Below are 23,450 nucleotides of genomic sequence, written 5' to 3' on the forward strand. Positions count from 1 at the left end.
GCACTTAACATGCTTAGAGCTGAACCAACCAAGATTAGCGTACCGATGAAACAGAAACGCTGCATGATGAAACCTGCCTTCTTGGAGCAAGTCCTTGTGGCCGGATTGACGTCAATGGCTAAAAATTAAGCGCTCATGCGGACGCCCTGGCTTGGTTAGGGATTCCACTTTGTATTGTTGCTGGTTTGATGTACGGTCCGGTTATCTTTGTTGGTGCTGGTGGTTTTGCATTAATGTCATTTCTATTTACAAATTTTCAGCCACAGGCTCGGAATTGCCATATTTTTTTCTCTCAATCAATGATAATATTCAATCCTATCGGAGATACTCGCTTCACGATAAAATCTAAAGATAATATGCACCAGTTATTTTTACGTGACTTGCATTCACAATCTATTGAGCAAAAAAATCATATTATATCTGAATTATGTAACAGTATACTTGATGTTGATATTGAGGTTGTAGATATTAATCGGGTTAATGACCAGTATCAGCATCCTATTTATTCAAAACATAGAGAAATAATTAATGAAAACGATGAAATGAATAAATCGTGACACTCGAGGGTGTTCAACGTTTTGTATCTTTTCCTCACTCGCCAGTTCCCTCCCCACGAAACTGGCGTTATTCTTCTGGTCTTTATCGTGAGCTGTTTCCACGGTTCGTACGTACACAGTACCGCTGAGCCGTGAAATCGCTGAACATAGCACCAGCGATGCATCGTCGGCAGGTCACTGCGACTGGCATCATACTGTCCCCTCTATATCTTCAAGGATTGAAGCACACTTATGAAACCGAATTACCGTAACCCCCAACTTACCGAACAATATGTTGAGATGATAAAAAATGTTCCGATAAGTGAAACTGCCGAGAAATATGGAAAGGCACATTTTGATCAGATGGAATCTGAAAGTCATGTAATGGAGTGGCGGGGATTCGATTACCTTGGGTTTAAATACCTTCGTGAAACGGCAGGCATTATTGGTTTTACGTTTATGTACCTGTTGGGTTCATTCTTAAAAGACGGATGGGAGAATTTAATTCCTGCTTGGGATGTTTATTATGCTATGTCATTAATTTCTTCATTGTTTATTGGGTTTGTATTTTGGGGTGGATTAGCTGGGTTTATTTATGACTACCGGTTTGGTGACGAAAAAATTGCATTAAGGTGGCATAGAGATGAATCCGAACTTTCGTATAAGATCGTAAGGGGAATAGGCTGGTTTGGTGTTATTTTTTGCATCGTGATGGCATTGATTTTTAGCCCGATGATATTTGTTGGCGCTGGTGCATCTGCATTATTAGCTTTTAGAGCGATTAACATGAGGCTAGAATATCATTATCAAATTATACCTTATGACTCTATTTTGTACTTACAGGTTAATGAAAAATTGGGAGAGATTACCGTTTTCTTTAAAGGAATAACTTTACAGGAAAATGACATTAAATTGAAAATTTTCGAAAAAGTAACAACTGCTGATTTTTATTTTAATGATCGGCCCATCGATGAGGTAATAGCGATTATAAATGAAAAAGTGGGCTATGACGTAGATGTACTTTATACGGAATCAAAAAAATCAGATAAAAACATAGAAGACAGTCGATCTATTTATCAAAAAATCAGAGATCAAAATCCTCCCCTTGAAGTTATCGAATTCGATTTGCGTGAACTCAAACAAAATGCGTCGGCATAATGTATTTACGCGAATAATTCCCCTCACACAGCGATGGCTTGTGTGAGAGGGGGCGGTCAATGTATCAACACAATGACTCGCAATAAACACGACCTTTAAACGTCTTTGGCGTCAGCGTGTTCAGCATCGTCTTTCTTTTGCCAGTTGCAATCAATGTTTAATACCAACTCACTCAGGTGCGTGGGTTGGAGCACCTCATCGGATGGAATGCTCAGCGAGCAGGCCATCTGCTGGTTGAACAGTTGCCAGTGATTGCGCAAGCACACGTCCAAATCATCACTTTGATCGGCCCAGGTTTCGGCAATAAATGGCTTCATGCTGGCGGCGGCGTGGCCGTACATCATCAGCTGCCATTTCAGCACTTTAATGTCGATTTGCTGTTGGGGGAAATCCTGATTGACCGGATCAATCAAATCTTGCACCAGCTTTTCAATATTGCCTGAATTATCAATGAAATAATCAAACAAGGCTTCTTGGCGCACGGCATCGGCAATCAATTGAATCGCCTGTGGGTGCACAATCATGTGCGCCAGCATACGGACCGAAAAGTGATACAGCCGTTGGTGAGACGGGTACGTCTGCGGAATATCAGCAAGCAGCTGGTGCATGTAGTGATGCATATAGGCTTCTAAGCAATCACTGATGCTGTGCCAGATCTTCTCTTTGCTGCCAAAGTGGTGGCGGATCAAGCTGTGAGAGACTCCCGCGCGCTCACTGATGTTACGCAGCGAGACGCGCTCATAGCCCAGCTCGCAGAACATGTCTGCCGCCACGGTCATGATGTGAAGTTTGGTTTCTTCGGCGGCTTGTGCGCTGCGCCGCCCTTGTTTTTTCTCTGTCATACGCTATCTGCTTGTTTTCCCGCATCCATCTTGGCTGCTTAGGCCTCGTAGTGTACCTAAATCCGTGATTGACCGTCATCTTTAATCGGGTCTTTGCTCAGAAAATTCCTTTATTGTCCACCTGTAAAATATAGTTGATCTTCATTGCGATCAACATATACTGCACGCCTGTGTAATAAAAAACGAAAGAGAACACATTTTGCAGGGACATCCCACCGTATTGACCCCTTTTATGCGGGTCGCCGTCTTGGTTATTGCCAGCAGCCTGTTGGCTGGCTGTTTCCAAGCCCAATCTGAACCCACGGTCGACGCCGTGAAACCCGTCAAGCTGTATCAAATCCCGATGCAAAAAGCGCACGCTAGCGACGCCTTTCCGGCGCGGGCAGAAGCATCGCAACGGGCACAACTGTCGTTTCAAGTCCCTGGTGAAATCGCCACCCTCACCGTGCGAGTGGGGCAGCATGTTGAAGCAGGTCAGGTCTTAGCACAGTTGGATGACACCGATTACCGCTTGGCGTTTGAAGCCAAATTGGCGGAATTTGAGTTAGCGAAAAGCCAGTTCCAGCGCGCTAAGCAGCTGTTTAGCAAAAAGCTGATCAGCACCGATGAGTTTGACCGTCACGACACCCGCTACAAAGCGGCGTTGGCAAACCTTGAGCAAGCCCGTACGGATCTGGAGCACACTTTGTTGCATGCGCCGTTTGCTGGCACCGTCTCGCTGAAGCATGTGAATCCGCACCAGTTTGTTGGCGCAAACCAACCGATTGTGAATGTACAGAATGTGACCACGTTAGATTTGAGTTTCAGTTTGCCTGTGTCTTATGTCGAGCAAACCGATCTGGCGACGTTGCAAGCGGCGATGATCTGGGTGGTGATGGACAACTACGCCGCGCAATCTTTGCCTGCCGAGTTTAAAGAACTCTCCACCCGTCCGGATGCCGACACCAATAGCTATACCGCCAAAGTCACGGTTGCCCGCCCGGCCGATCGCAACATGTTGTCAGGCATGTCGGCGCAGGTGCATATCGGTAAGCCCTCAGCCATGGCTGCGCTGCATTTGCCGGCGGGCAGTTGGGTAGAAAAAGACGATCAGCAAGGCACCGTGTGGCAGGTCGACCCCGCCACAGGCGTGGTTAGCGCCTTGTCACTGACGCTGAATGCGCGCGGTGATGTGGTAGGAGGATTACAACAAGGCATGGTGATTGTGACGGCGGGGGCACAAGAATTGTTGTCTGGCCAGCAAGTACGCGCATGGGAACGCGAGGGCGGAATTTAATGAAACAAATATCATGGGTGATTTTGTCATTGGCGATGCTGCAAGGCTGTCAAGACGGAGACGGTATTACACCGCCCGCGCCGTTAACGGTGTCGACCATTACGGTGACCGATTCGGTGGCCAGCCAATACCGCCGTTTCAATGGACAGGTGGAGGCCGCCGAGCTGACGCCGTTGGCGTTTCGGGTGGAAGGCGAACTGAAGCAAGTGTCGGTACGTACCGGCCAGCGCGTCACGAAAGGGCAACCGCTCGCGGTGCTAGATGCTGACAAGTTTGACCAGCAGTTGCGCGATGCCAAGGTGCAGTTTGAACTGGCGACCAAGCAATTGCAGCGTGGCCGTGAATTGCACAGCCGCAAGATGGTGTCTAACGCCGAGTTGGATGAACTGGTTGCTAACCAGCGTTTGGCCAAGGTGCACTTTGAATCCGCAACGGCACGCCGAGGTTATACCCAGCTTTTAGCACCGTTTGACGGGGTGGTGGCGGAGGTGCCAAAAGAAGCCTTTGAAGCGGTGACACCGGGCGAAACCGTGGTCAGCGTGTATCAGGATAATCGCGTCTACATCAACATTCCGGTGTCGGATACCGTGATCGCGATGATTAATCCCGCGCAAGGGGGCCGAGGGTATCAGCCGATGGCGTATTTCGGCGCGGAGCAAACCGGTTATCCGGTGACGTACCGTGAACACACCAGCGAACTTGCGCCTCACAGCCAAACCTACCGCATGTGGTTTGACATGCCGCAACGTGAACCGGCCATTTTGCCCGGTACCAGTGTGACCCTGAATGTGGACATGACAGCGGCGGGGCTGAGCACGCAGCAAGGGTTTGTGTTGCCGCTATTGGCGTTGGATGCCGGCCAGCAAGACGGCCAGTTCTTTGTCTGGAAATGGGTGGAGGGCAAGGTACAGCGCGTGGAAGTCGGCGTTGAACATATCAACAGCCAAGGGGCGATCATTGGTCGTGGCGTGGCGCAAGGGGATCGTCTGGTGACGTCAAGTTTGCGCAAGTTGCGTGATGGCATGGCCGTGACGGTGCAATCTGCGGTGCCCGTTCAGGCGTCTGCTCAGTGAATTTTACAGCGATGCGTCATGGTGGCCTGATGGTATTGCGATGGGGCATCGGTATCGGGATCACCGTGTTGGGATTGATGGTAATAAGCGAACTGGGTCAGTTTCTGGTTTGGCAATTAATTGGTGAAAATGTGCAGCATTTGGAAGTAACCCTGCAACCGGCAGGGTGGGAAGCGGGCGTTGAACAGCCTGCCACACAGGTTGACGCGATCATGGCATGCGTTCGTGTTCTCATGGAGACAGTACAGTGAGCATTGCGGAATATTCAATTAAAAACAAAGTCATTAGCTGGCTGTTTTTAATCATTTTAACGGTAGGCGGGATCAGTGCATTTTTTGAGTTGGGCCGTTTAGAAGACCCTGCCTTTACCATTAAAGATGCGATGATCATTGCGACCTACCCAGGGGCAACATCGACCGAAGTGGAAGAAGAACTGACGCACCCGATTGAAAAAGCGGTGCGCCAGTTGCCGTACATCGACAAGGTGACATCGACCTCCTCGGCGGGCATGACGCAAATTATGGTCAGCATGGAGATGATCTACGGGGCAGAGGAGCTGCCGCAGATCTGGGATGAGATGCGCCGTAAAGTGAACGATCTCAAGCCGATGTTACCGGCTGGCGTGACGTCGCTGCAGATCATGGATGATTTTGGTGATGTGTACGGCGTGATGTACATGATGACCGGTAAAGGCTATTCCTATGAGGAACTGAAGCAGTACGCGGATTACCTGATCCGTGAATTGGATTTGGTCGAAGGCATTGGCAAGGTCAGCATCGCCGGTCAGCAGCAAGAGCAGATTTTTGTTGAGATCTCACTGGAACGCATGGCGGCGCTGAATCTCGATATGAACACGGTCGTTGGGTTGTTGAATCAGCAAAACAGCGTGCAGTCTGCCGGTGAAATCATGATCAACGGCCAGAACTTGGTGATCCGCCCGAACGGCAGCATGAACAGTGTGGAAGCAGTAGAGAACCTGGTGATCCACGGGCGTGACACCGGTAATCTGATCCGCTTGAAAGATGTCGCGACAGTGACCCGTGGCGTGCAAGAAAAACCGAGTAACGTGGTGCTGTTCAACGGTCAGCCAGCCATTAACTTGGGCATTGCGTTTGCCGATGGTGTGAACGTGGTGGAAGTCGGCCAGCGTGTGGATGTGCGCTTGGCTGAGCTGGAAAGTGTGAAACCGGCCGGGATCACCTTAAACAACTTCTACAATCAGGCGCAAGAAGTCGATAAATCCGTGAAAGACTTCATCATTAGTCTGGGTGAAGCGGTCGCGATTGTTATTGTCGTACTGCTGTTTGCCATGGGCTTGCGCAGCGGGTTGATTATCGGTGCCGTGTTGCTGTTAACCGTGTTCGGTACGTTTATTCTGATGAAGCTGAACAATATCGAACTGCACCGTATCTCGCTCGGCGCCCTGATCATTGCATTGGGGATGCTGGTGGATAACGCCATTGTGGTGGTGGAAGGCATTTTAGTCGGGCTGAAAAAAGGCCGCACCAAAGTGCAGGCGGCGGTGGATATCACCAAGCAAACCCAATGGCCGTTGCTGGGCGCCACCATCATTGCGATCACCGCATTTGCCCCGATTGGTTTGTCGGAAGACGCCAGTGGCGAGTTCATGGGATCGCTGTTCTGGGTATTGTGTTACTCGCTGTTCCTGAGCTGGATCACCGCGCTGACGTTAACCCCGTTCTTGGCGGATTTATTGCTCAAAGACAACGACACCGCTGCGGGGGAAGGGGATGAAGATGAGGCGTACAAAGGGGCCTTGTTTACCCTGTTTGGTGCCACGTTGAAGTTTGCCCTGCGTTTTCGTTGGCTCACCATGGCCAGCATGCTGGCGTTGTTGGTGGCTGCGGTGGTCGCGTTCGGTCATGTGAAACAGTCGTTCTTCCCGCCGTCGAACACGCCGATGTTCTATGTCGATATGTGGATGCCGGAAGGCACGGATATTCGTGAAACCCAGCGTCAGGCGGAGCAGGTGGAGCACTACATTCGTCAGCAAGACAATGTGAAGTTTGTGACGGCGTCTATCGGGCAGGGTTTACAGCGTTTTGCGTTGACCTACCAGCCGGAGAAAAGCTATGAAGCGTATGCGCAGTTGCAGGTACGTACCGACGATCGCGAGAGCATGTTTGCGTTGCTCCACACCCTCGACGAGACACTCGCCACGCAATTTGCATCGCCGTCGTTCCAGTTTAAGTTGATGGAGTTTGGCCCGTCACCGGCGTCGAAAATTGAAGCGCGCATTAGCGGCCCTGATCCGCAGGTGCTGCGTGATATTGCGGTGAACGTGGAAAATGTGCTGCTGGCCGATCCGGGTGCGCGTAACGTACGTCATGACTGGCGTGAGCGAACCAAAGTGCTGGTACCGCAGTTCAATGAAACCAAAGCCCGTCGCTTGGGGATCTCGAAAGAAGACTTGTCGCAGACGCTGCAAATGGCCTACGGCGGCAGTACCATCGGCGTGTTGCGTGATGGCACACAGATGTTGCCTATCCTAGTCCGTTTGCCTGAAAACGAACGGGTGGATTTCAACAGCGTACAGAATCTGACGCTATGGAGCCCGGTGCAACAGGCGTATGTGCCGGTTGAGCAAGTGATTGATGGTATCGATCTGGCGTGGGAAGAGCCGTTAGTACAGCGCCGTGATCGTAAGCGCACACTCACGGTATTGGCCGACCATAACGTACTGGGCGATGAAACCGCCGCGAGTTTGTTTGCCCGTGTACGTCCGCAAGTGGAAGCCTTGTCATTGCCAGTGGGTTACCACATTACGTGGGGCGGTGAGTATGAATCGTCGAAAGACGCGCAAGAGTCGATGATGAGCTCAATGCCAATGGGCTACCTGTTGATGTTTGTGATCACCATCTTCTTGTTCAACTCGGTGAAAAAGTCACTGGTGATCTGGGCCACGGTGCCGTTGTCGATCATCGGCGTAGCCATTGGTTTGTTGGCGACGAATGTGCCATTCAGTTTCACTGCGCTGTTAGGCTTACTGAGCCTGAGCGGGATGATTTTGAAAAACGGCATCGTTTTGTTGGATCAGATCAACATTGAATTGGAGCAGGGCAAAGCGCCGTATGATGCGATTGTACACAGTGCGATCAGCCGTGTGCGTCCGGTAAGCATGGCGGCATTGACCACCATTTTGGGGATGATCCCCTTGGTGTCGGATGCCTTCTTTGACTCGTTAGCGATCACCATCATGGCGGGGCTGGGCTTTGCCACGGTACTGACCTTGATTGTGGTGCCGGTGTTGTTTGCGTTGTTTTTCAATGTGAAAGCGCCGGATCCCACAGCAACGCCGACGCATGAGCAGGTTGCTCACGCTTAAGTAAAGCGTCAACGCTGTGGTGCTTTTTATCGGCACAGCATGAGAAAGCCCCGCGCTGTTTAGGTGCGGGGCTTTTTTTGTTTATCGCTTTTTTGCTGCTGTCTTTTCGATGCCGTCTTTTCTCACTAAAAACGGCTATGTCGTTATCAACAGATACAGCGGCGATAGTGTGTACTTACCTAGTGGCGAAAGAACAACTGACTAAACGGGTTAAGTAATGTCGCTAGGCCCGAGGTAAAGTGCAGCGGTGCATCAAGCAAGGTTAGGCATAAGCAGTCTTGCCCTTCATGGGTGCGTGGCACGTGTTTATCAGCAGCGGTTTGCACCACAAAATCGCCAGCATGATAGGTGCCGTTTTCATCGTGGAATTCACCGGCCAAGACCAAGGTGATCTCTTGCCCTTGATGGGTGTGTTCTGGCAGCGCACTGTCACTGTCCATATAGATGAAGTTCATTTTACTGCTGCCGCCTACTGCAACATGGGCCCGTTTGATGTTGCCGGGCAGTTTGCTCCACGGGCCAATCTGGTCGTGATGGCGTTGCAGCGCACGGGGCAACGGGTAATGGTGCGACCCGAGCGTCAGCGTGGCTGATGATGCCGATGTATTTTCTGCTTCAGCCTGCTCACAGTCTGAAGCTTGTGCCTCTGTTTGCGTCATGATCTGCGCCATCATGGCATGCAAATCCGCCGGTAACGCCTCTGTCGTTGCTGCCGGTGTCGGCGTGGCATTAGCTTGCCATGCGGCATCGGCTTGCGTGGCTTCCAGTTTAGCGACGCGCTGGCGGCAGTGAGGGCAAAATTCTAGGTGGGTACTGATCATAATGCTGGATGCGGGATCCAAATCACCGGAGGCAAACAGCAGCAGTGCATCCTCATTGGGGTGCAAACGGACATTAGTCATCGAGGGCCTCCTTCATTTTCTGTAGCGCTAAACGCAGACGACTTTTTACGGTGCCCAATGGCACGCCAATCGCATCGGCCACATCTTGGTGCGATGCACCTTGTAAACAGACCATACGCACAACTTCAGCTTGTGCGGTGGGCAGCGTGTTGATCAAACTGTCGAGTTCTTCACTGACGATAGCTTCAAACTCCAGCGGCAGTTTATCCGGATCGCGCTCTTCATGCATGATCGGCCACAAATCGTCCCCTTGCACCCAATCTTGCTGGTGCTTGGTTTTACGCAGTAGGTCGAACTTCACGTTACGTGCGACGGAATAGATCCAGGTAAGGGCAGCGCCTTTAGAGGGCTCGTACAAGTGGGCTTTTAACCAGACTTTCAACATGGTTTCTTGTACAACTTCCATGGCCATCGACTCATCACGCAACTGTTTACGTGTAAAGTTCAATAGCTTGGGCGCGACAAAGGTAAACAAGGTTTCGTAACTTTTACGGCAGCGTGTTTGCGCAATGTTGCCCAATAACTCGGCGACATCAAGCGCCGGTGCGGGGGTATTTATCATAGACTCCTTGCCAGTCGCGGAGTGTATATCAGGATGGGATGTGATCATTTCTCTCTCTGCAAGCATGGGGTCCATGTGTAATTAACGCAATGGCTGAGCAGAAAGATCACCGTGTCTGATGATTTTTTTTATGTAACGCATGCAAAGGTGGGGCGTCGGGTGCTTGAGCAGGCGTTGTTTGGTGGCGAGCGGGATAGGTAAAATCTCCAACCAGCGCCAGCACACCCAGTTAGGCGTGCGCGGCCAGTCATCGACGCTGCTGGCGGGCAGTGGGAAATGGTGCTCAATCATCCCTTGTTTTAAGCGGGTCAGCAAAATGTCATGCTCGGGCAATGGCGGTAAATCAGGCCATCGCGCAGTGATATCACCTTGTAGACGCGAGCACAACGGCGGGGTCGCATCATGACGTAACACGCCGCTTGCCTGAATCGTCAGGTCGAGTTTAATTTGGCAGGCACTGAGCCAATCCACATCATCAATATGGGCGAGCATTATGATATCGCCCTTCGCCACGGCGGCCGTTCCGCATTTGTCTTGCATCACTAACCATAATCCACCGGCGCGCAAACCGTCAGTGATGGTTTGTGTGAAAAGGATCCCATTGCCCCAGATCACCAGTTTACTCATGGGCATGCCATGCTCTGTGGTTTGCAGGTAGGGCAACGTGTATGGATACACGGTGCGCGGAAAAGAGGGGGCTTGAGACACAGTACAACTCCTTTTTCATGACTTTTTTGCTTTACGTCGCAAATAGGGCTTTGGATGACTATGAGCGTAAAATTGTCAATTTTCATTGATCCAACGCTGTTGGTCTGAGCGTATCTATCTGCACTTTCCCATTGTCCACATCCATGGATGAAACAGTATGTGAACGATGACAGACAAAGAATGAGGATACCCTTATGACGTTGAAACCTTTATCCCTCGCGATGATTTCAGCCGCGTTATTGGTTGGCTGCAACGATGATAACGACACCGCTAAATTGCGTGTGACCCATGCCAGTAGCGATGCGCCGCAAGTGGCGGTAAAACTCAATGGTGATGTGGTGGATGCATTGGCAGAGGTCGATTACCAACAAGCCAGTCCGTTTCTTGCGGTTGATAGCGGTACCTATGATGTGGCGGTTGATGCTTTGCTACCCGCAGACGAAACGTTAGAAGTGATTGCGGCTAACTTAGATTTGGCCGGTGACATGCAATATGACGTGTTTGCGGTGAATAACACCGCCAGTATTGAGCCCGTTGTATTAATGCGTGACGATATTTTCATTGGCGGTAATCAAGTACGGGTGGATGTACTGCATGCTCACCCTGATGTACCTGGGGTTGATATCTACCTCAGCACCGCCGACAGCATTACGGCGGAAGCACCTGCCATTTCGGGCTTGGCATTTAAAGTCGACAGTCCCGACCTTCCTGTGACCCTGCCGTCAGATACCTACCGTATTCGCGTGACTTTAGCGGGTCAAAAAGATGTGGTGTTTGACAGTGGCGAGTTGGATTTAGCCGGAGGGAGCGATCTGATGATCACCGCCGTGCCGAATGTCGATGGAGGCGCAGTGTCACCGGTGAATTTGTTGGTGGCTGATGGCGATGATATGGCTGTGCTGCGCAATACGGGCGAGAAAGCCACGGTGCGTGTTGTACATGCGGTGAAAGATGCGGTGGCCGTCGATGTGCAAGCCTCCGGCAATACGGTCGCTGGGTTTGAAGCCATCGCCTTTAAAGAATTCCGCAGTGAAGACTTACCCGCAGGCAGTTATGACTTGAGTGTGGTCGCCAATATTGACCCGTCTATCGTGGTGTTTGATGCGCCGGGAACGGAGGTTGCCAGTGGCACCGCATCCAGCATTTATGCGGTGGGCAGTTTCGTGTCTGCCTCGGATTTTGATATCGAGCCATTATTGATTGAAGAAGATCTGCGCTCAGTCGCCACGTACGCCAAAGTGCGCGTGGTACATGCCAGCACGGCTGCCGGCACTGTGGACGTGCATGCCTCAGCTGATGGCATGTTCAGTGAAGCTACCGTGGTACTGGAAGATGTCGAATTCAAAGACAATGCGGTCTTGAATGTACCGGGCGGCAGCTACAATTTGGCCGTCACGCCTGCTAACTCGCTTGAGCCACTGATTACCGGTGATGCCAGCGTGGAAGACGGCGGCGTGTACTCGGTGGTTGCGACCGATGATCTCAGCGGCTTTGTGATTAATGTCGATACCGCGCCGGGAGAGTGATCTTTACCGCGGGTGATTGTGCGAAAGGTAAAAAAACAAAATAAAAGGGTCATGCAATGTGCATGACCCTTTGTTGTTCTGGGTAATATAGATCGAGAGTTGAAGCGAGTGATGATACTGAAAACGGTTTAATTCAGTACCAGCTTGACCCCAGATAAGGTGTATTTCATGCCTTGTAGTGTGTCACCGGCTTCTACCCATTCCGGTAGCATCGATAATGGCTTTTCGATGTTACGCAGTACGTTCACATCGACGCTACCATCAGGGTGCGTAAACAAGGTTTTCAATGGGATGCGCACTTGTTGCCATTCATTTTCAGCAAAGCCTGTTGGTAAGAAGTATGGCTGAGAGTTGCCTGCTGGAGATTCCATCTGGACTTGGAAGCGCTTGGTAGGGTGTGAACCATAACTCTCAACATTCATCATAAATTCAAGCACGCCGGATTCGACAAATAACGCCATATCACGCGCTTTACCGTCGTTTGGATTTAAGATCACTCCACCATTGGCGCCATCACTGGCATTAGTATGGGTCAGGGTGAAACTATCATGTCCCCAGTCGACCTGAATGTTGCTGCCGTCCGTCATCCAAGTGCCCAGCGCGGTCGCCCAACCTTGGCCATTGGGGGCGTCGAGCACAAACATGTTAGAGGTATTTGTCTCACCATCGGGCTTTAACAGTTCGCTGTCGCTGCTGCATGCCAAGACATGTGTCTCTTCCGTGGAATGGGTCACCATACGGATGTTACCGATATCCACGTTCAAGTTACTGCTGGAGTGCAGAACAAAGGGTGAAAGCGTATCGCTATAGTCCATGCCCGCGTCCGTAAAGCAAGACAGCGGCACTTTGACCGTTTGTGGGGCGGCGTTGCTATAGGCCATCATCGCGCTAGTTAAAGACACATTGCCAAGATCGACATGTTCTTCACGCTGGCTGGTCAGGTAAATCGCCTGATCCGTGGCAGGTTGACCCAGTACGCGCAGATCAAACTGTAAGGTGCTGGTGGCAGGATCGGCAATGCCCATATCGAGATTGGCACTGTTGCTGCTGTGTGCGATGAAACGCGCGGCGGCCTCATTGCTGATCCGCACATTGAGATTACCTTGCGTCTGGCCAGAAATATTGCTGGTGGCAATGTTGCCCTGACTGACAAAGCCATCCGCATCCACAGAGGCTTGTAAGGCATCTTGATCGATAACCGACAGAGCAAAAGTCCCGTCGCTCTCTGGGCCATAAATATTGCTGGTGTTCGAGGGTTGCGGTGGAACCACTTCTTCTTCTGGGTAGTTATACGGATCGTCCAAACATCCCGCCAACAGGCTAAGTGATAGTCCGCTGACGATGAGGGCTTTTTTATTAATGCTAATTTCCATATCCATTGTCTCACGTTAATTCTGACCGTGCAGGCAGTCTGTTTGGGTGTGTTACATGCCTGTATAAACGTTTCGGCAAAAACGATGATGGATTGGCCAAAATAAAGCAAGCAAAAAAATAATCAGGTCGATGAAATTGTGATCACCTCCAATTTTGCTCGGTGTTTAACTGCCATAGCGATAGTTTATACGTATGGATAAATGTGACGTAACGCTATATCCGCATGAAATGAAGAGAGGAATAGGATRTAAAAATCCCGTTACTTTTCATGATAATGGTCAGATTATGATATAAGTTGCTGTTAATTAAGGTTTATTGTTTTTCTTTGTTATTAGAAGCTGAAATTTAAAGCTATAGCGATCACAAATCTCATACGTGGGATATTGACGAATTTATCCATTCCCCGACAATGTGTAGAAACGTTTAAGCAAGTATGGCGTGATTCAGAAAGGATGAAGAGAACAATGAAAACAACAATGAGCAGGATTGCCTGTGCGTTGATGCTGTCGTTAAGCGGCGCGGCGTTGGCCAGCCAAGTAACACTCGATGACATTACCGTGAGGGATCACCTTTACCCTGAGACCTTCAAGGCCGAACTACAGAACAACTTGAATTTCTTTAAAGACGGCGTAGGGGTGGATGCGGACGCTAAGGTGCCTTACGACACCGTATTGATCAAAAACGGCAAAGTGGTACCGCAGTATTACGTGAATACCACGGAAATTGGCTTGTACCTGAATATTTTGGTGGAAGTCGAAAAAGCCGGCAATGCCGATGCGCTGGTGCGTATTGCGGAAGTGCTGGATACGTTGGAAAAAGCCCCTACCTGGAACGGGTTGTACTTTTGGCCGTATGACATTGTGAAAGGGGAGCTTAAACCCACGGCAGAGGGCATTGTCCCTGCGGTGGATAACGGTAACCTTGCGTTTTCTTTAGCCGGTGTGGCGGGCGCGTATCTGGAAACGACGGATCCGATCAAGCAAGCGATCGTGTCACGCATTGATGCCTTGTTGGATGGGCAAAAAGCGGGTTGGTCAAAACTGTACGATGAAAGCCGTGGCTTGATGCATGCGGGATGGACAACGGGCAATGATGCCGCCATCACGTATTACATTGACCGTAAAGCGAATGAAAGCCGCTTAGCGCCGTTGTGGGCAGCATTGATCACACAAGACATGGGTGATGACGCGGTGCCGATGAGTGCGTTCAATAAGATGGAACTTTACACCCAGCCTTACAACTTCAATGGCCGTCAGTTTAACCCGATATTGACATGGGATGGCGCGTATTTCCAAGCCATGTTACCGGCGATTTGGCTTAACGAACGTGCGCTGATGCCAGATTACCGCATGGTTGAAGACATGACGTTCATCCAGATGGCTTATGCCGCGGAGCATAACATTCCGATGGTCTCTTCTTCGGCGACGACCGATGACGGTTATGCCGCGTTTGGTGTGCCGTACTTGTCTGAAAGTAAAGTGAAATTCAATAATGTGATCCACGACGGCAAAACCGGTACGCCTCACGCGGTGGCCTTGTCTTACTTGGTCAACCCAGACACTGCGGTGGCGGCGCTAAAAGGCTTGAAAGCGGCGTATCCGGCCATTGAATCTGAATTTGGTTGGTATGACGCGGTCGACGATAAAGGGCAAATGTCGACCAAGATCTTGTCACTGGACCAAGGCATGTTTGTGGGGGCCTTCCTGGCCAAAGATATTAATGCCGATGTACAGCGTTATTTAGACGCACGTGGCTACGCCAATGATGTCGCCACCATGTACAAGAGCTACGTGCCGAACAACGGTTAATCGGATCAAGGAAGAGAACATGAAAAAGCAGTCATTAGCGTTGTCTATCGGCCTGTTAATGAGCGCATCGGTTGCCGCTGAAACCGCGCCGAAAAATATTTGGGATAATGTGGAAATGCCGGGATACGGCAAAACACAGATCCCAATCGAAGCGTTACAAGATATCGGCGGCTTTGGAACCGTGTTGTTGCCGACCGAGTCGATGCCTGCGGTGAAGCGTACCCGCGCACTGACCGGTTTTGAATATGAAGAATACGTGTATGACAACGCCCCGAGTGAATTTTATCAATCGTTCATTTTTGCGGACGGCTCCACCAAGGTCAGTGAACGCTGGCGTATCGCGTACCTGCTAAAAGAAACACACCGTTATTCAGGGGAAGATAAAACGTCACTGGGACAACCGTTACTGACCACCGAAATCATGCCGCGTTATGAGCACTGGGTGAATGAAAACTTCAACTATGTGGTGGAGTTGGGTTATGAAAAAGTCACCGGTTTTCAAGAAACGACCCGTTATCAAATCACGCCTGAGCTGAATTTTTCTCTGGGGAAACACTTCCTGCATTTGAATCTGGAAATGGGGTACTGGGAAGAAGAGAAAGCCGAGTTTTACGAAACCGAGCCACTGTATGTGTACCGATTTAATGACTGGATCAATCTGGGTACCAAGGTGCTTTACCACGAAGACACCAATGACTTTGCATGGACAGAAAAAGCCATTAAGCCGTTAGTTCAGTTCCGTTTTGACAATAACGTGTACCTTGAGCTGCGTTATGAGCTGGGTGAAACCGAAATTCATGATGGGTCGGGTTATCGCTATAACAACTATGCGCTATATACCGAGATCCCACTGAATGACACATTCAGTGTCTTGGCTGATCTGGCGTACCGCGATCAGAAACAGCACCACGGAAATCAGTATTCCTGGGGTGATAAAGAGGGCGTATTTGCCAAAGTGGGCCTGATTTGGACCTTCTAATATCCCTTGCTTAACGATGAGACGAGAGCCGATGTATGGCTCTCGTTTTTTTTGCTTGGCAATGTGACTGAGCGTGTTGCATTGCGATTGAAAAGGATAATGTTATGCAACAGTGGATAAAAAGAACCAGTGTCGCGAGTGTCATTGTCAGTGTGCTCGTCGGGTGTGGCGGTGGCAGCAACGACAGCAATGGTCATACCGGTGGTGGTACGCCACCCGTCAAACCAAGTGGTGACATCACGGCGATTGCGCTTCGTGAACATCTCTATCCTCGCAACTTCACGCAGGCGTTGCAGGTCAATATGGATTACTTCATTGATGGGGTCGGTGTATCGACACTGGCCAATGTGCCCTTTGATCATATCGTGATGCAGCCGAATGGGCACGCCGCGTCGGGGTACACCAATACAACGGCGATTGCGCTGTATTTGAATCTGCTGGTGGAAATGCACGAGGCAGGGGACGAAAAAGCAGTGGTGCGTTTGGAGGACGTGATTACGCAATTAGAACAAGCCCCACATTGGAACGGGTTGTTCTATTGGCTGTATACCCTTGATGGTGAAAAGCTTACCGCGCCGGAAAATGGTGTGGTGTCCGCCGTGGACAACGGTAATTTATCCTTCTCACTGGCGGCGGTCAGCGGCGCATTCTACGACCGTCCCGATACGCGCTTGCAGCAGCTGGCCGCACGGGTGGATACCTTGTTGAACAAACAGGTGCGTGGCTGGAGCCGTTTATATGATGGCCAGAAAGGGTTGTTACGGGCGGGATGGGATCGCAAAACCAACAACTACCTGACCTATTACGTGGATCGCAAAGCCAATGAAAGCCGCCTCGCGGTGATTTGGGCGGTGTTAGCGACTCAAGGCAGCGGCACGGCCGTGCCGTCAACGGCATTTACCGACATGGAAGTCGTCACCGGCGAGTACAACCAAAACGGTGAATACTTCGAGCCCATGCTGACATGGGATGGTTCGTACTTTCAAGCCATGTTGCCAGCCTTGTGGCTCAATGAACGAGACTTAATGCCAAACTACGACATGGTAGAAGCCTTCAGCGAAGTCCATAAACGCTATGCCGACCCATTGGGTATTCCGTTCCTGACCGCGTCGGCCACCGTAGATAATGGCTACCGCGCGTTTGGAGTGGAAGCCGTGTCGGAAGGCCATCGACGTTATGGCCACAGCATTGCCCAAGCCCCTACGGGTTCACCGCACGCCTTGGCCTTGTATGCCTTGGTGGATGAACAAGATGCGATTGCGCGTTTGTTGGCATTGAAAGCTGCTCACCCCGCTGTCGAAACATCCGCAGGATGGGTCGATGCCATCGACAGCCAAGGCCGGTTGTCACAAAAAATCATCGGTATCGATCAGGGGATGTTTGTCGGGGCGTTTCTCGCCGATGAAGTGCGTGACAATGTGACCCGTTATATGGCGCGTCACGGTTGGGAAGCGACACTCGCCACACTGTACAGCCATTTCGTGGCTGACATCACGTTAGCGGCAGACGTTGACCAGTGAAAACGGAATAGAGATTGCCGTCACGGAATTAAGTCCTCGTGACGATATTTCGTTGACGGCAAACCGACATTCTCCTAATCTGTAGAAACGTTTCTACAGCAAGTTAATCAGGAAGTAGAAGAGAGATGGCAAAGGTAACACTTGAAGGCCTTAATAAGGTCTACGACAACGGATTTCACGCAATTCATGATGTCAGCCTCGATATTGCTGATGGTGAATTCATGGTGCTCGTAGGGCCATCCGGTTGTGCGAAATCGACCATGCTGCGTATGGTGGCGGGCTTAGAAAGCGTCAGCAGTGGCAGCTTGTCTATCGGTGATCGCGTATGTAACGATCTGCCGCCCAAAGATCGCGGTATTGCGATGGTTTTCCAGAACTACGCGCTTTACCCCCATATGACGGCCTACGAAAACATGGCGTTTGGGCTAGAAACGGCGAAAAAGCCCAAAGCCGAAATCGTACAGCGTGTCGCAGAAGCCGCCGAACTACTCGAAATTACTGAATTGCTGGATCGAAAACCGAAGCAAATGTCAGGCGGCCAGCGTCAGCGCGTGGCACTCGGACGCGCGATGGTGAGAAAGCCGGAAGTGTTTTTGTTCGATGAACCGCTCTCTAACCTAGATGCAAAACTGCGTGTGTCGATGCGTATGCGTATCACCCGTTTGCATCAACAACTGAAGAGTTCCGGCAATCCCGCAACCATGATCTATGTGACCCACGATCAGGTGGAAGCCATGACCATGGGGGACCGCGTGTGCATCTTGAACAAAGGGGCGGTGATGCAAGTCGACACCCCATTGAACGTGTACCACAACCCGAAAAACAAGTTTGTGGCGGAGTTTATAGGTTCACCTGCAATGAACATGCTTGAAGGTGATGTGGCGAGTGAGCAGGGTGAGGTTATCGTTCGTGTCGGTGAGTACACCCTTACCTTACCAGCGTCGCGTAGTACGCGTGCAGCGATGTGGGAAGGTCGCCACGTGTTTGTGGGAATTCGTCCTGAACACTTGCAGCTCGCGCAGGCTGATCAACCCAATACATTACCGGCAGTGATCACCGCTGTCGAAGAATTGGGCTCGGAAGTGTATCTCCATGCCACCACGATGGGTACAGAGGTGATCTGCAAACTGGCCGGAGCCGAGACGATCCCGGCTGTGGGTGAGGCGTGCCATTTTGGCTTGAACATGGATAAGTGCCATCTGTTTGATGAAACCACCGAGCACAATATCTTTTATCAATAATCCTTTTTCATTTTTTGCGAAGGCGGAGAATTCTCGCAATGCTACAGACACTGTCTAATACCACCTACCAAGTAGGCCATCAGGGATTGAACCTGGTATATAACGCTGACTACACGCTGCGCGCGATGTACAGCGATAGTCTCATGATGTCACTGTTTGAAACGCCAGTGGGCGAGCAGGCGATTGCCAATCTTTTTCTACGAATCGCCGATAACGAAGGCTATTCTGTTACACCGTTGCTTTTTTTTAATAACGAAATAGAAACGTTTCTACTAGCGGATGGCACCTTATGTTGGCGTACACAGACCGCCCAGTTTGACGCGACAGTCCGTGTTCATGTGTCTGAGAATGCTTACTTCTATGACGTCGCGGTGACGAATAAAGCCCCTGACGCGCTGCAAATCGATGTGATTTACGGTCAAGATTTGGCGATGGCCGATGCGGGAGCAGTAAAAACAAACGAAGCGTACTGCTGTCAATATTTGGATCACCAAGTCTTCCTATTAGCCGAAACCGGTTATGTGGTATGCAGTCGTCAGAATTTGCCGCAAAGCTCGGGAAATCCGGCGATTCAACTGGGTGCGTTCTCGCCGGTGCAGAGCTTCAGCACTGACGGTTACCAGTTCTTTGGTACTGAATATAAGATCACCGGTGAAGCCCGTGCGTTGCAAGCGCCGCAACTGGCGAATGAAAAATACCAGTATGAAATGGCGTATATTGCCCTGCAAAGCACACCGACGAGCGTGGCGAGTGGCCACACCCATGCCGTTACGTTCTACGGGGTGGTGAATGCGCATTGCCCTGAGGCGAATGTGCGTGCACCGCAGTCTGTCGACACGATCCGTGCGTTGCACACTGCCAGCGCTATTGATTGGGAAACGGCCACCTTATTGCCAGCATTGGCGAAAGAAAAAGCCAAACCGATTGTCGGTGAGTCGCTTTCCGAGACTGAAATCAGCACATTTTTCGGTGATGATCGCCGTTTCGATGAGCATAAAAACGGTGAATTGTTGTCGTTCTTCTACGGTGACAGCCAGTATGTGACGTTGCAAGCAAAGGAAAAATACCTCGAGCGCGCAACGGGACATGTGATTGCATCAGGTAACAATACGGATTACCGCAATCCGATCATGAGCGCCACCCACCATATCTTCGGGGTGTTCAACTCGCAGCTCACGTTAGGTAACACGTCATTTAACAAGCTGTTGGGCGTGTGTCGTAATGCGTTAAACCAGTACACCCACAGTGGCCAGCGTATTTGGATCCGTGAAGGGGAGGCGTACCGTCCACTGGGCATGCCATCAGCCTACGAAGTCGGTACCAACTACTCGCGTTGGATCTACAAATACCGCGACGGTTTTCTGAATATTTGTGCGTTCAGCAGTGCAGAACAGCCCGTGATCCAGTTGGACATTCACAGCCAAGGCATTAATGAAACATTGGATATTGCCGTGTCGCATCAGCTGATCTACGGCAACAATGAACAAGAAAGCGGCATTACAGTGGCACAAGGTCGCAACGGCTTTATTGTCACCGGCGACAATGGCTTGATCGCAGAGCGCGCGTCTGATTTGTATTTCTCCATCATGCCGTGTGAAAACCTGTCTGAGCACAGTGTGATCACCCACAGTGAAACGGGTGCGGTGGAATACTTGGTGTTAAAAGGCCAGCTTCGTGACACCGCGTCGATCAGCATGGGTGGCCAACTGGGCAGCGTCAACACGGAAGGTGTGACACTGGATTTCGCGACAGAAGCGAAAAACGCGTATCAGGTGCAGCAATCTTTAATGAAAGGCTTCAATGTGCATTTCAGCAAGGATGAAGAAAACAGCCAGAAGCTGAATGAAACCCTACATTGGTTTACCCATAACGCATTGGTGCATTACAGCACGCCACACGGCTTGGAGCAGTATTCAGGTGCGGCATGGGGCACGCGTGATGTGTCACAAGGGCCATTTGAATTGTTCATGGCCATGCAGCAATTTGATCGTGCCGAAGCCTTGATCCATGAAATTTACCGTCATCAATACATTGAAACCGGAACGTGGCCGCAGTGGTTTATGTTCGATCAGTATGCCGCTATTCAGCAAGAAGAATCGCACGGTGACATCGTAGTTTGGCCCCTGAAAGCGTTGGCTGACTACATCACCGTGACGGGCAACGTCGCGATCTTAGCCACACCGTTACCGTATACCTCGGTTGAAGGTCAGTTTGCCTTCACGACCGAGACGTACACCTTGTTTGAACACGTTAAACGCCAACTTCAGCATATTTATGATAATTTGCTGCCTGGTACGTCGTTGTCTTGCTACGGGGATGGGGATTGGGATGACACCTTGCAACCGGCGAACCAGTCTCTGCGCGAGAACATGGTGAGTGGTTGGACGATCCCACTGACGCTGCAAGCACTGAAAACCATGGGACGTGCGTTAGAAAGCCATGCGGACTACAGCACATTTAGCCGTGAGTTGTTCACACTGGCTGAAAACATGGAGCAGGATTACCACCATTACCTGATCAAAGATGAGGTCATTGCAGGCTTTATTCATTTTGACCGTGATGACAATGGGGACGTGCTGGGCATTGAGCATTTGCTGCACCCGTCGGACAACAAAACCGGGATCAGTTACCGTTTGTTACCGGCAAGCCGTTCTATCATCTCTGAAACCTTCAGCCTTGAGATGGCCCAGCAGCACATGGCGCTGATCAAAGCACACCTTGTCCATCCTGATGGCGTGCGCTTGATGGATCGTATGGCGGAGTACAAAGCCGGTAAACAAACCTACTTTAAACGTGCGGAATTGGCGGCGAACTTAGGCCGTGAAGTCGGTTTACAGTACTGCCATGCACACATTCGTTTCATTGAAGCGCTGTGTAAGCTGGGAGATGCAGAGGCGGTGTACGAAAACCTGTACAAAATTCTGCCTGTCGGGATTCAGTCGGCCGTGCCGAATGCGGAATTGCGTCAGGCCAATGCGTATTTCTCTAGTTCTGACGCCAAGTTCAATGATCGTAATGAAGCGTATGCCCGTTTCGACGATGTGAAAGCGGGCAAGGTGGCAGTGAAAGGTGGCTGGCGTATTTATTCAAGTGGCCCTGGCATCTACATCAACCAACTTGTCGCTAGTGTGCTGGGTGTGCGTTTCGACAATACGGATTTGGTGATTGACCCCGTTGTGGCGCACTCGCTGGGTACCGTAACGTTGACGTTTGAATTGGATCAGCGACCAATCAAGGTCGTGATTGAACCTGAAACGGGGGAACATACGCCGAAAACCATGCAGTTGAATGGTCAACCTGTACCGTTTGTGTTGACCCCGAACCGCTACCGTACCGGTGGTGCCCGTATTAACGCCAGCTGGTTGAACAAGGCGTTACAAGAGGGGGATAACACCTTAGTCGTTAAACTTTAAGTGATTGATTAAATTGGACTGCTCTCAGGGTGTCGAAACCCTGAGGGAGTTCAAATAAATGCACGATAGGCGTTGGTATGGTTTGTGGCTGTGTCTGCTTTGCTGGTAGAATCGTTTCTATAACAGTAAGCGGTGATAACGATGAAACACAAGACACCGAGTCAATGACACCCAAAAACATCTGGAGGATGTAGTAATGAAAATAACCATCAAAGATGTGGCCAAAAAGGCAAATGTGTCTATTTCGACGGTTTCTTATGCCATCAACGGCAGCGACAGGATCAGCGAGGAAACGCGAGAGCGGGTTCTTAAAATCGCCAACGAATTGAAGTATGTGGCAAACAGTAATGCCAAGTTATTGAAACAAAGAAAAACACAAGCGATCGGTTTATTTTTCAACTCATGGTTTGGTCCGGTTTACAGCGAATTGGTAAAAGGGATTGAGCAGGTGGTACACCGCCATGGGTATGATTTGGTCGCGTGCAGCATGTACGGCAACGAAAACTCGACGGCCTACAAGTACATTCGTGATCGCATGGTGGATGGGGCGATTATTCTGACCCACTCCTTTGATGATGCGTTCTTGAAATCGGTGGCAAGTGAAGACTTTCCATTGGTCGTGCTTGACCGTGAAGTGTCAGCTCCGCACATCTACAACATTTTGATTGATAACTTCGGTGGGGCGTTTGCCGCTACAAAAGCACTGATCGCAGCAGGATGCACAGAAGTGTATTACTTCGGTGGGCCGGATGATTCGTACGATAACCAGAAACGGTTAGAAGGATACATCGCTGCATTGGGTTACTTTAACATTGGGTTTAACAGCGATTTTCTCATCGCGTCCGATTTTACTGAAAAAACGGCGTATCAGCAGATGGTTGATCTCCTTGCCAGCGGTATTCGCCCGAGTGCGATTTTTGCCGGTAACGATGAAATGGCGATCGGTATTATGCGCGCGGCCAAAGAGCAAGATATTGCTATCCCGTCAGAGATGAAAGTCGTCGGGTTTGACAATATCCAGATGGCTGAATTGATGATCCCTGCTTTGACCACTATCTCACACCAAAAAGTCGAGATGGGGGAATTAGCAGCCGATACATTGCTGAAAGCCATTCAAGGTCACCGCGAGCTGGAAGATGTGAAAATCCTGCCAACCAAATTAATCACAAGGGAAACCTTGTAAGGT

General features: G+C 50.4%; 18 protein-coding genes and 1 pseudogene. 14 read left to right on the forward strand and 5 right to left on the reverse strand.

What is annotated here, in order from left to right; translation table 11 throughout:
* The 3 genes and pseudogenes from L4C36_RS17555 to L4C36_RS17565 form a co-directional block, all read left to right on the forward strand.
* Positions 1–129, forward strand: a pseudogene (locus L4C36_RS17555) (ISAs1 family transposase); the annotation flags it as partial.
* A 17-nt stretch (positions 130–146) separates the two neighbouring features.
* Complete coding sequence (locus L4C36_RS17560) at positions 147–557, forward strand: hypothetical protein (protein ID WP_489685893.1); 411 nt, start codon at positions 147–149, stop codon at positions 555–557.
* 231 nt (positions 558–788) lie between these two features.
* Entirely contained in the window at positions 789–1,694 is a 906-nt protein-coding gene (locus tag L4C36_RS17565; protein WP_428479101.1) for a hypothetical protein, read from the forward strand.
* Positions 1,695–1,789: 95 nt separating this feature from the next.
* Here the strand turns inward: L4C36_RS17565 and L4C36_RS17570 are convergent, their stop codons facing one another.
* Positions 1,790–2,536 (reverse strand): TetR/AcrR family transcriptional regulator, encoded by a 747-nt coding sequence (locus tag L4C36_RS17570; protein WP_428479102.1) that lies wholly within the window; start codon positions 2,534–2,536, stop codon positions 1,790–1,792.
* Between the two features lie 199 nt (positions 2,537–2,735).
* On the opposite strand from L4C36_RS17570, the gene L4C36_RS17575 reads away from it, so the two are divergent.
* Genes L4C36_RS17575 through L4C36_RS17590 form a run of 4 tightly spaced genes read left to right on the forward strand, consistent with a single transcriptional unit; the run spans position 2,736 to position 8,231 of the window.
* Positions 2,736–3,812 carry an efflux RND transporter periplasmic adaptor subunit gene (locus L4C36_RS17575; protein WP_428479103.1) on the forward strand — a complete coding sequence of 359 codons (1,077 nt, stop codon included), beginning with the start codon at positions 2,736–2,738 and terminating at the stop codon, positions 3,810–3,812.
* Positions 3,812–4,885 (forward strand): efflux RND transporter periplasmic adaptor subunit, encoded by a 1,074-nt coding sequence (locus tag L4C36_RS17580; RefSeq protein ID WP_428479104.1) that lies wholly within the window; start codon positions 3,812–3,814, stop codon positions 4,883–4,885. Before L4C36_RS17575 ends, L4C36_RS17580 begins: the two co-directional genes overlap by 1 nt.
* Positions 4,882–5,136, forward strand: a complete 255-nt coding sequence (locus tag L4C36_RS17585; RefSeq protein WP_428479105.1) for a hypothetical protein — start codon at positions 4,882–4,884, stop codon at positions 5,134–5,136. The genes L4C36_RS17580 and L4C36_RS17585 overlap by 4 nt, the downstream gene beginning before the upstream one ends.
* Positions 5,133–8,231 carry an efflux RND transporter permease subunit gene (locus L4C36_RS17590; RefSeq protein WP_428479106.1) on the forward strand — a complete coding sequence of 1,033 codons (3,099 nt, stop codon included), beginning with the start codon at positions 5,133–5,135 and terminating at the stop codon, positions 8,229–8,231. Before L4C36_RS17585 ends, L4C36_RS17590 begins: the two co-directional genes overlap by 4 nt.
* A gap of 179 nt (positions 8,232–8,410) precedes the next feature.
* On the opposite strand, the gene L4C36_RS17595 is transcribed toward L4C36_RS17590, so the two are convergent.
* The 3 genes from L4C36_RS17595 to L4C36_RS17605 form a co-directional block, all read right to left on the reverse strand.
* Entirely contained in the window at positions 8,411–9,133 is a 723-nt protein-coding gene (locus tag L4C36_RS17595; RefSeq protein ID WP_428479107.1) for a ChrR family anti-sigma-E factor, read from the reverse strand.
* A complete protein-coding gene (locus L4C36_RS17600) occupies positions 9,126–9,695 on the reverse strand; it encodes a sigma-70 family RNA polymerase sigma factor (RefSeq protein WP_428479108.1) in 570 nt (189 codons plus the stop codon). The genes L4C36_RS17595 and L4C36_RS17600 overlap by 8 nt, the downstream gene beginning before the upstream one ends.
* An 81-nt stretch (positions 9,696–9,776) precedes the next feature.
* Positions 9,777–10,403, reverse strand: a complete 627-nt coding sequence (locus L4C36_RS17605; RefSeq protein WP_428479109.1) for a hypothetical protein — start codon at positions 10,401–10,403, stop codon at positions 9,777–9,779.
* Positions 10,404–10,597: 194 nt separating this feature from the next.
* On the opposite strand from L4C36_RS17605, the gene L4C36_RS17610 reads away from it, so the two are divergent.
* Positions 10,598–11,929: a DUF4397 domain-containing protein gene (locus L4C36_RS17610; protein WP_428479110.1), complete on the forward strand. Its 1,332-nt coding sequence runs from the start codon at positions 10,598–10,600 to the stop codon at positions 11,927–11,929.
* Positions 11,930–12,057: 128 nt separating this feature from the next.
* Here L4C36_RS17610 and L4C36_RS17615 read toward each other — a convergent pair whose 3' ends face one another.
* Positions 12,058–13,308, reverse strand: a complete 1,251-nt coding sequence (locus L4C36_RS17615) for a putative glycoside hydrolase (protein WP_428479111.1) — start codon at positions 13,306–13,308, stop codon at positions 12,058–12,060.
* Positions 13,309–13,779: 471 nt separating this feature from the next.
* Between L4C36_RS17615 and L4C36_RS17620 the strand changes: the two genes are divergently transcribed.
* From L4C36_RS17620 to L4C36_RS17645, 6 genes are all read left to right on the forward strand, one after another.
* Positions 13,780–15,111, forward strand: a complete 1,332-nt coding sequence (locus tag L4C36_RS17620; protein WP_428479112.1) for a glucoamylase family protein — start codon at positions 13,780–13,782, stop codon at positions 15,109–15,111.
* A 19-nt stretch (positions 15,112–15,130) separates the two neighbouring features.
* Complete coding sequence (locus tag L4C36_RS17625) at positions 15,131–16,090, forward strand: hypothetical protein (protein WP_428479113.1); 960 nt, start codon at positions 15,131–15,133, stop codon at positions 16,088–16,090.
* A gap of 104 nt (positions 16,091–16,194) precedes the next feature.
* Entirely contained in the window at positions 16,195–17,610 is a 1,416-nt protein-coding gene (locus L4C36_RS17630) for a hypothetical protein (protein WP_428479114.1), read from the forward strand.
* 125 nt (positions 17,611–17,735) lie between these two features.
* On the forward strand, positions 17,736–18,851 hold the full coding sequence (locus L4C36_RS17635) for an ABC transporter ATP-binding protein (RefSeq protein ID WP_428479115.1): 1,116 nt from the start codon (positions 17,736–17,738) through the stop codon (positions 18,849–18,851).
* Positions 18,852–18,889: 38 nt separating this feature from the next.
* The gene (locus L4C36_RS17640; RefSeq protein WP_428479116.1) at positions 18,890–22,264 is read left to right on the forward strand and encodes a GH36-type glycosyl hydrolase domain-containing protein; all 3,375 of its coding nucleotides are present in this window, start codon (positions 18,890–18,892) and stop codon (positions 22,262–22,264) included.
* Between the two features lie 196 nt (positions 22,265–22,460).
* Complete coding sequence (locus tag L4C36_RS17645; RefSeq protein WP_428479117.1) at positions 22,461–23,447, forward strand: LacI family DNA-binding transcriptional regulator; 987 nt, start codon at positions 22,461–22,463, stop codon at positions 23,445–23,447.
* Positions 23,448–23,450 lie beyond the last annotated feature (3 nt).

Source organism: Photobacterium japonica, from assembly GCF_050337005.1.
In the GTDB taxonomy this organism is placed as follows: Bacteria; Pseudomonadota; Gammaproteobacteria; order Enterobacterales; family Vibrionaceae; genus Photobacterium; species Photobacterium japonica.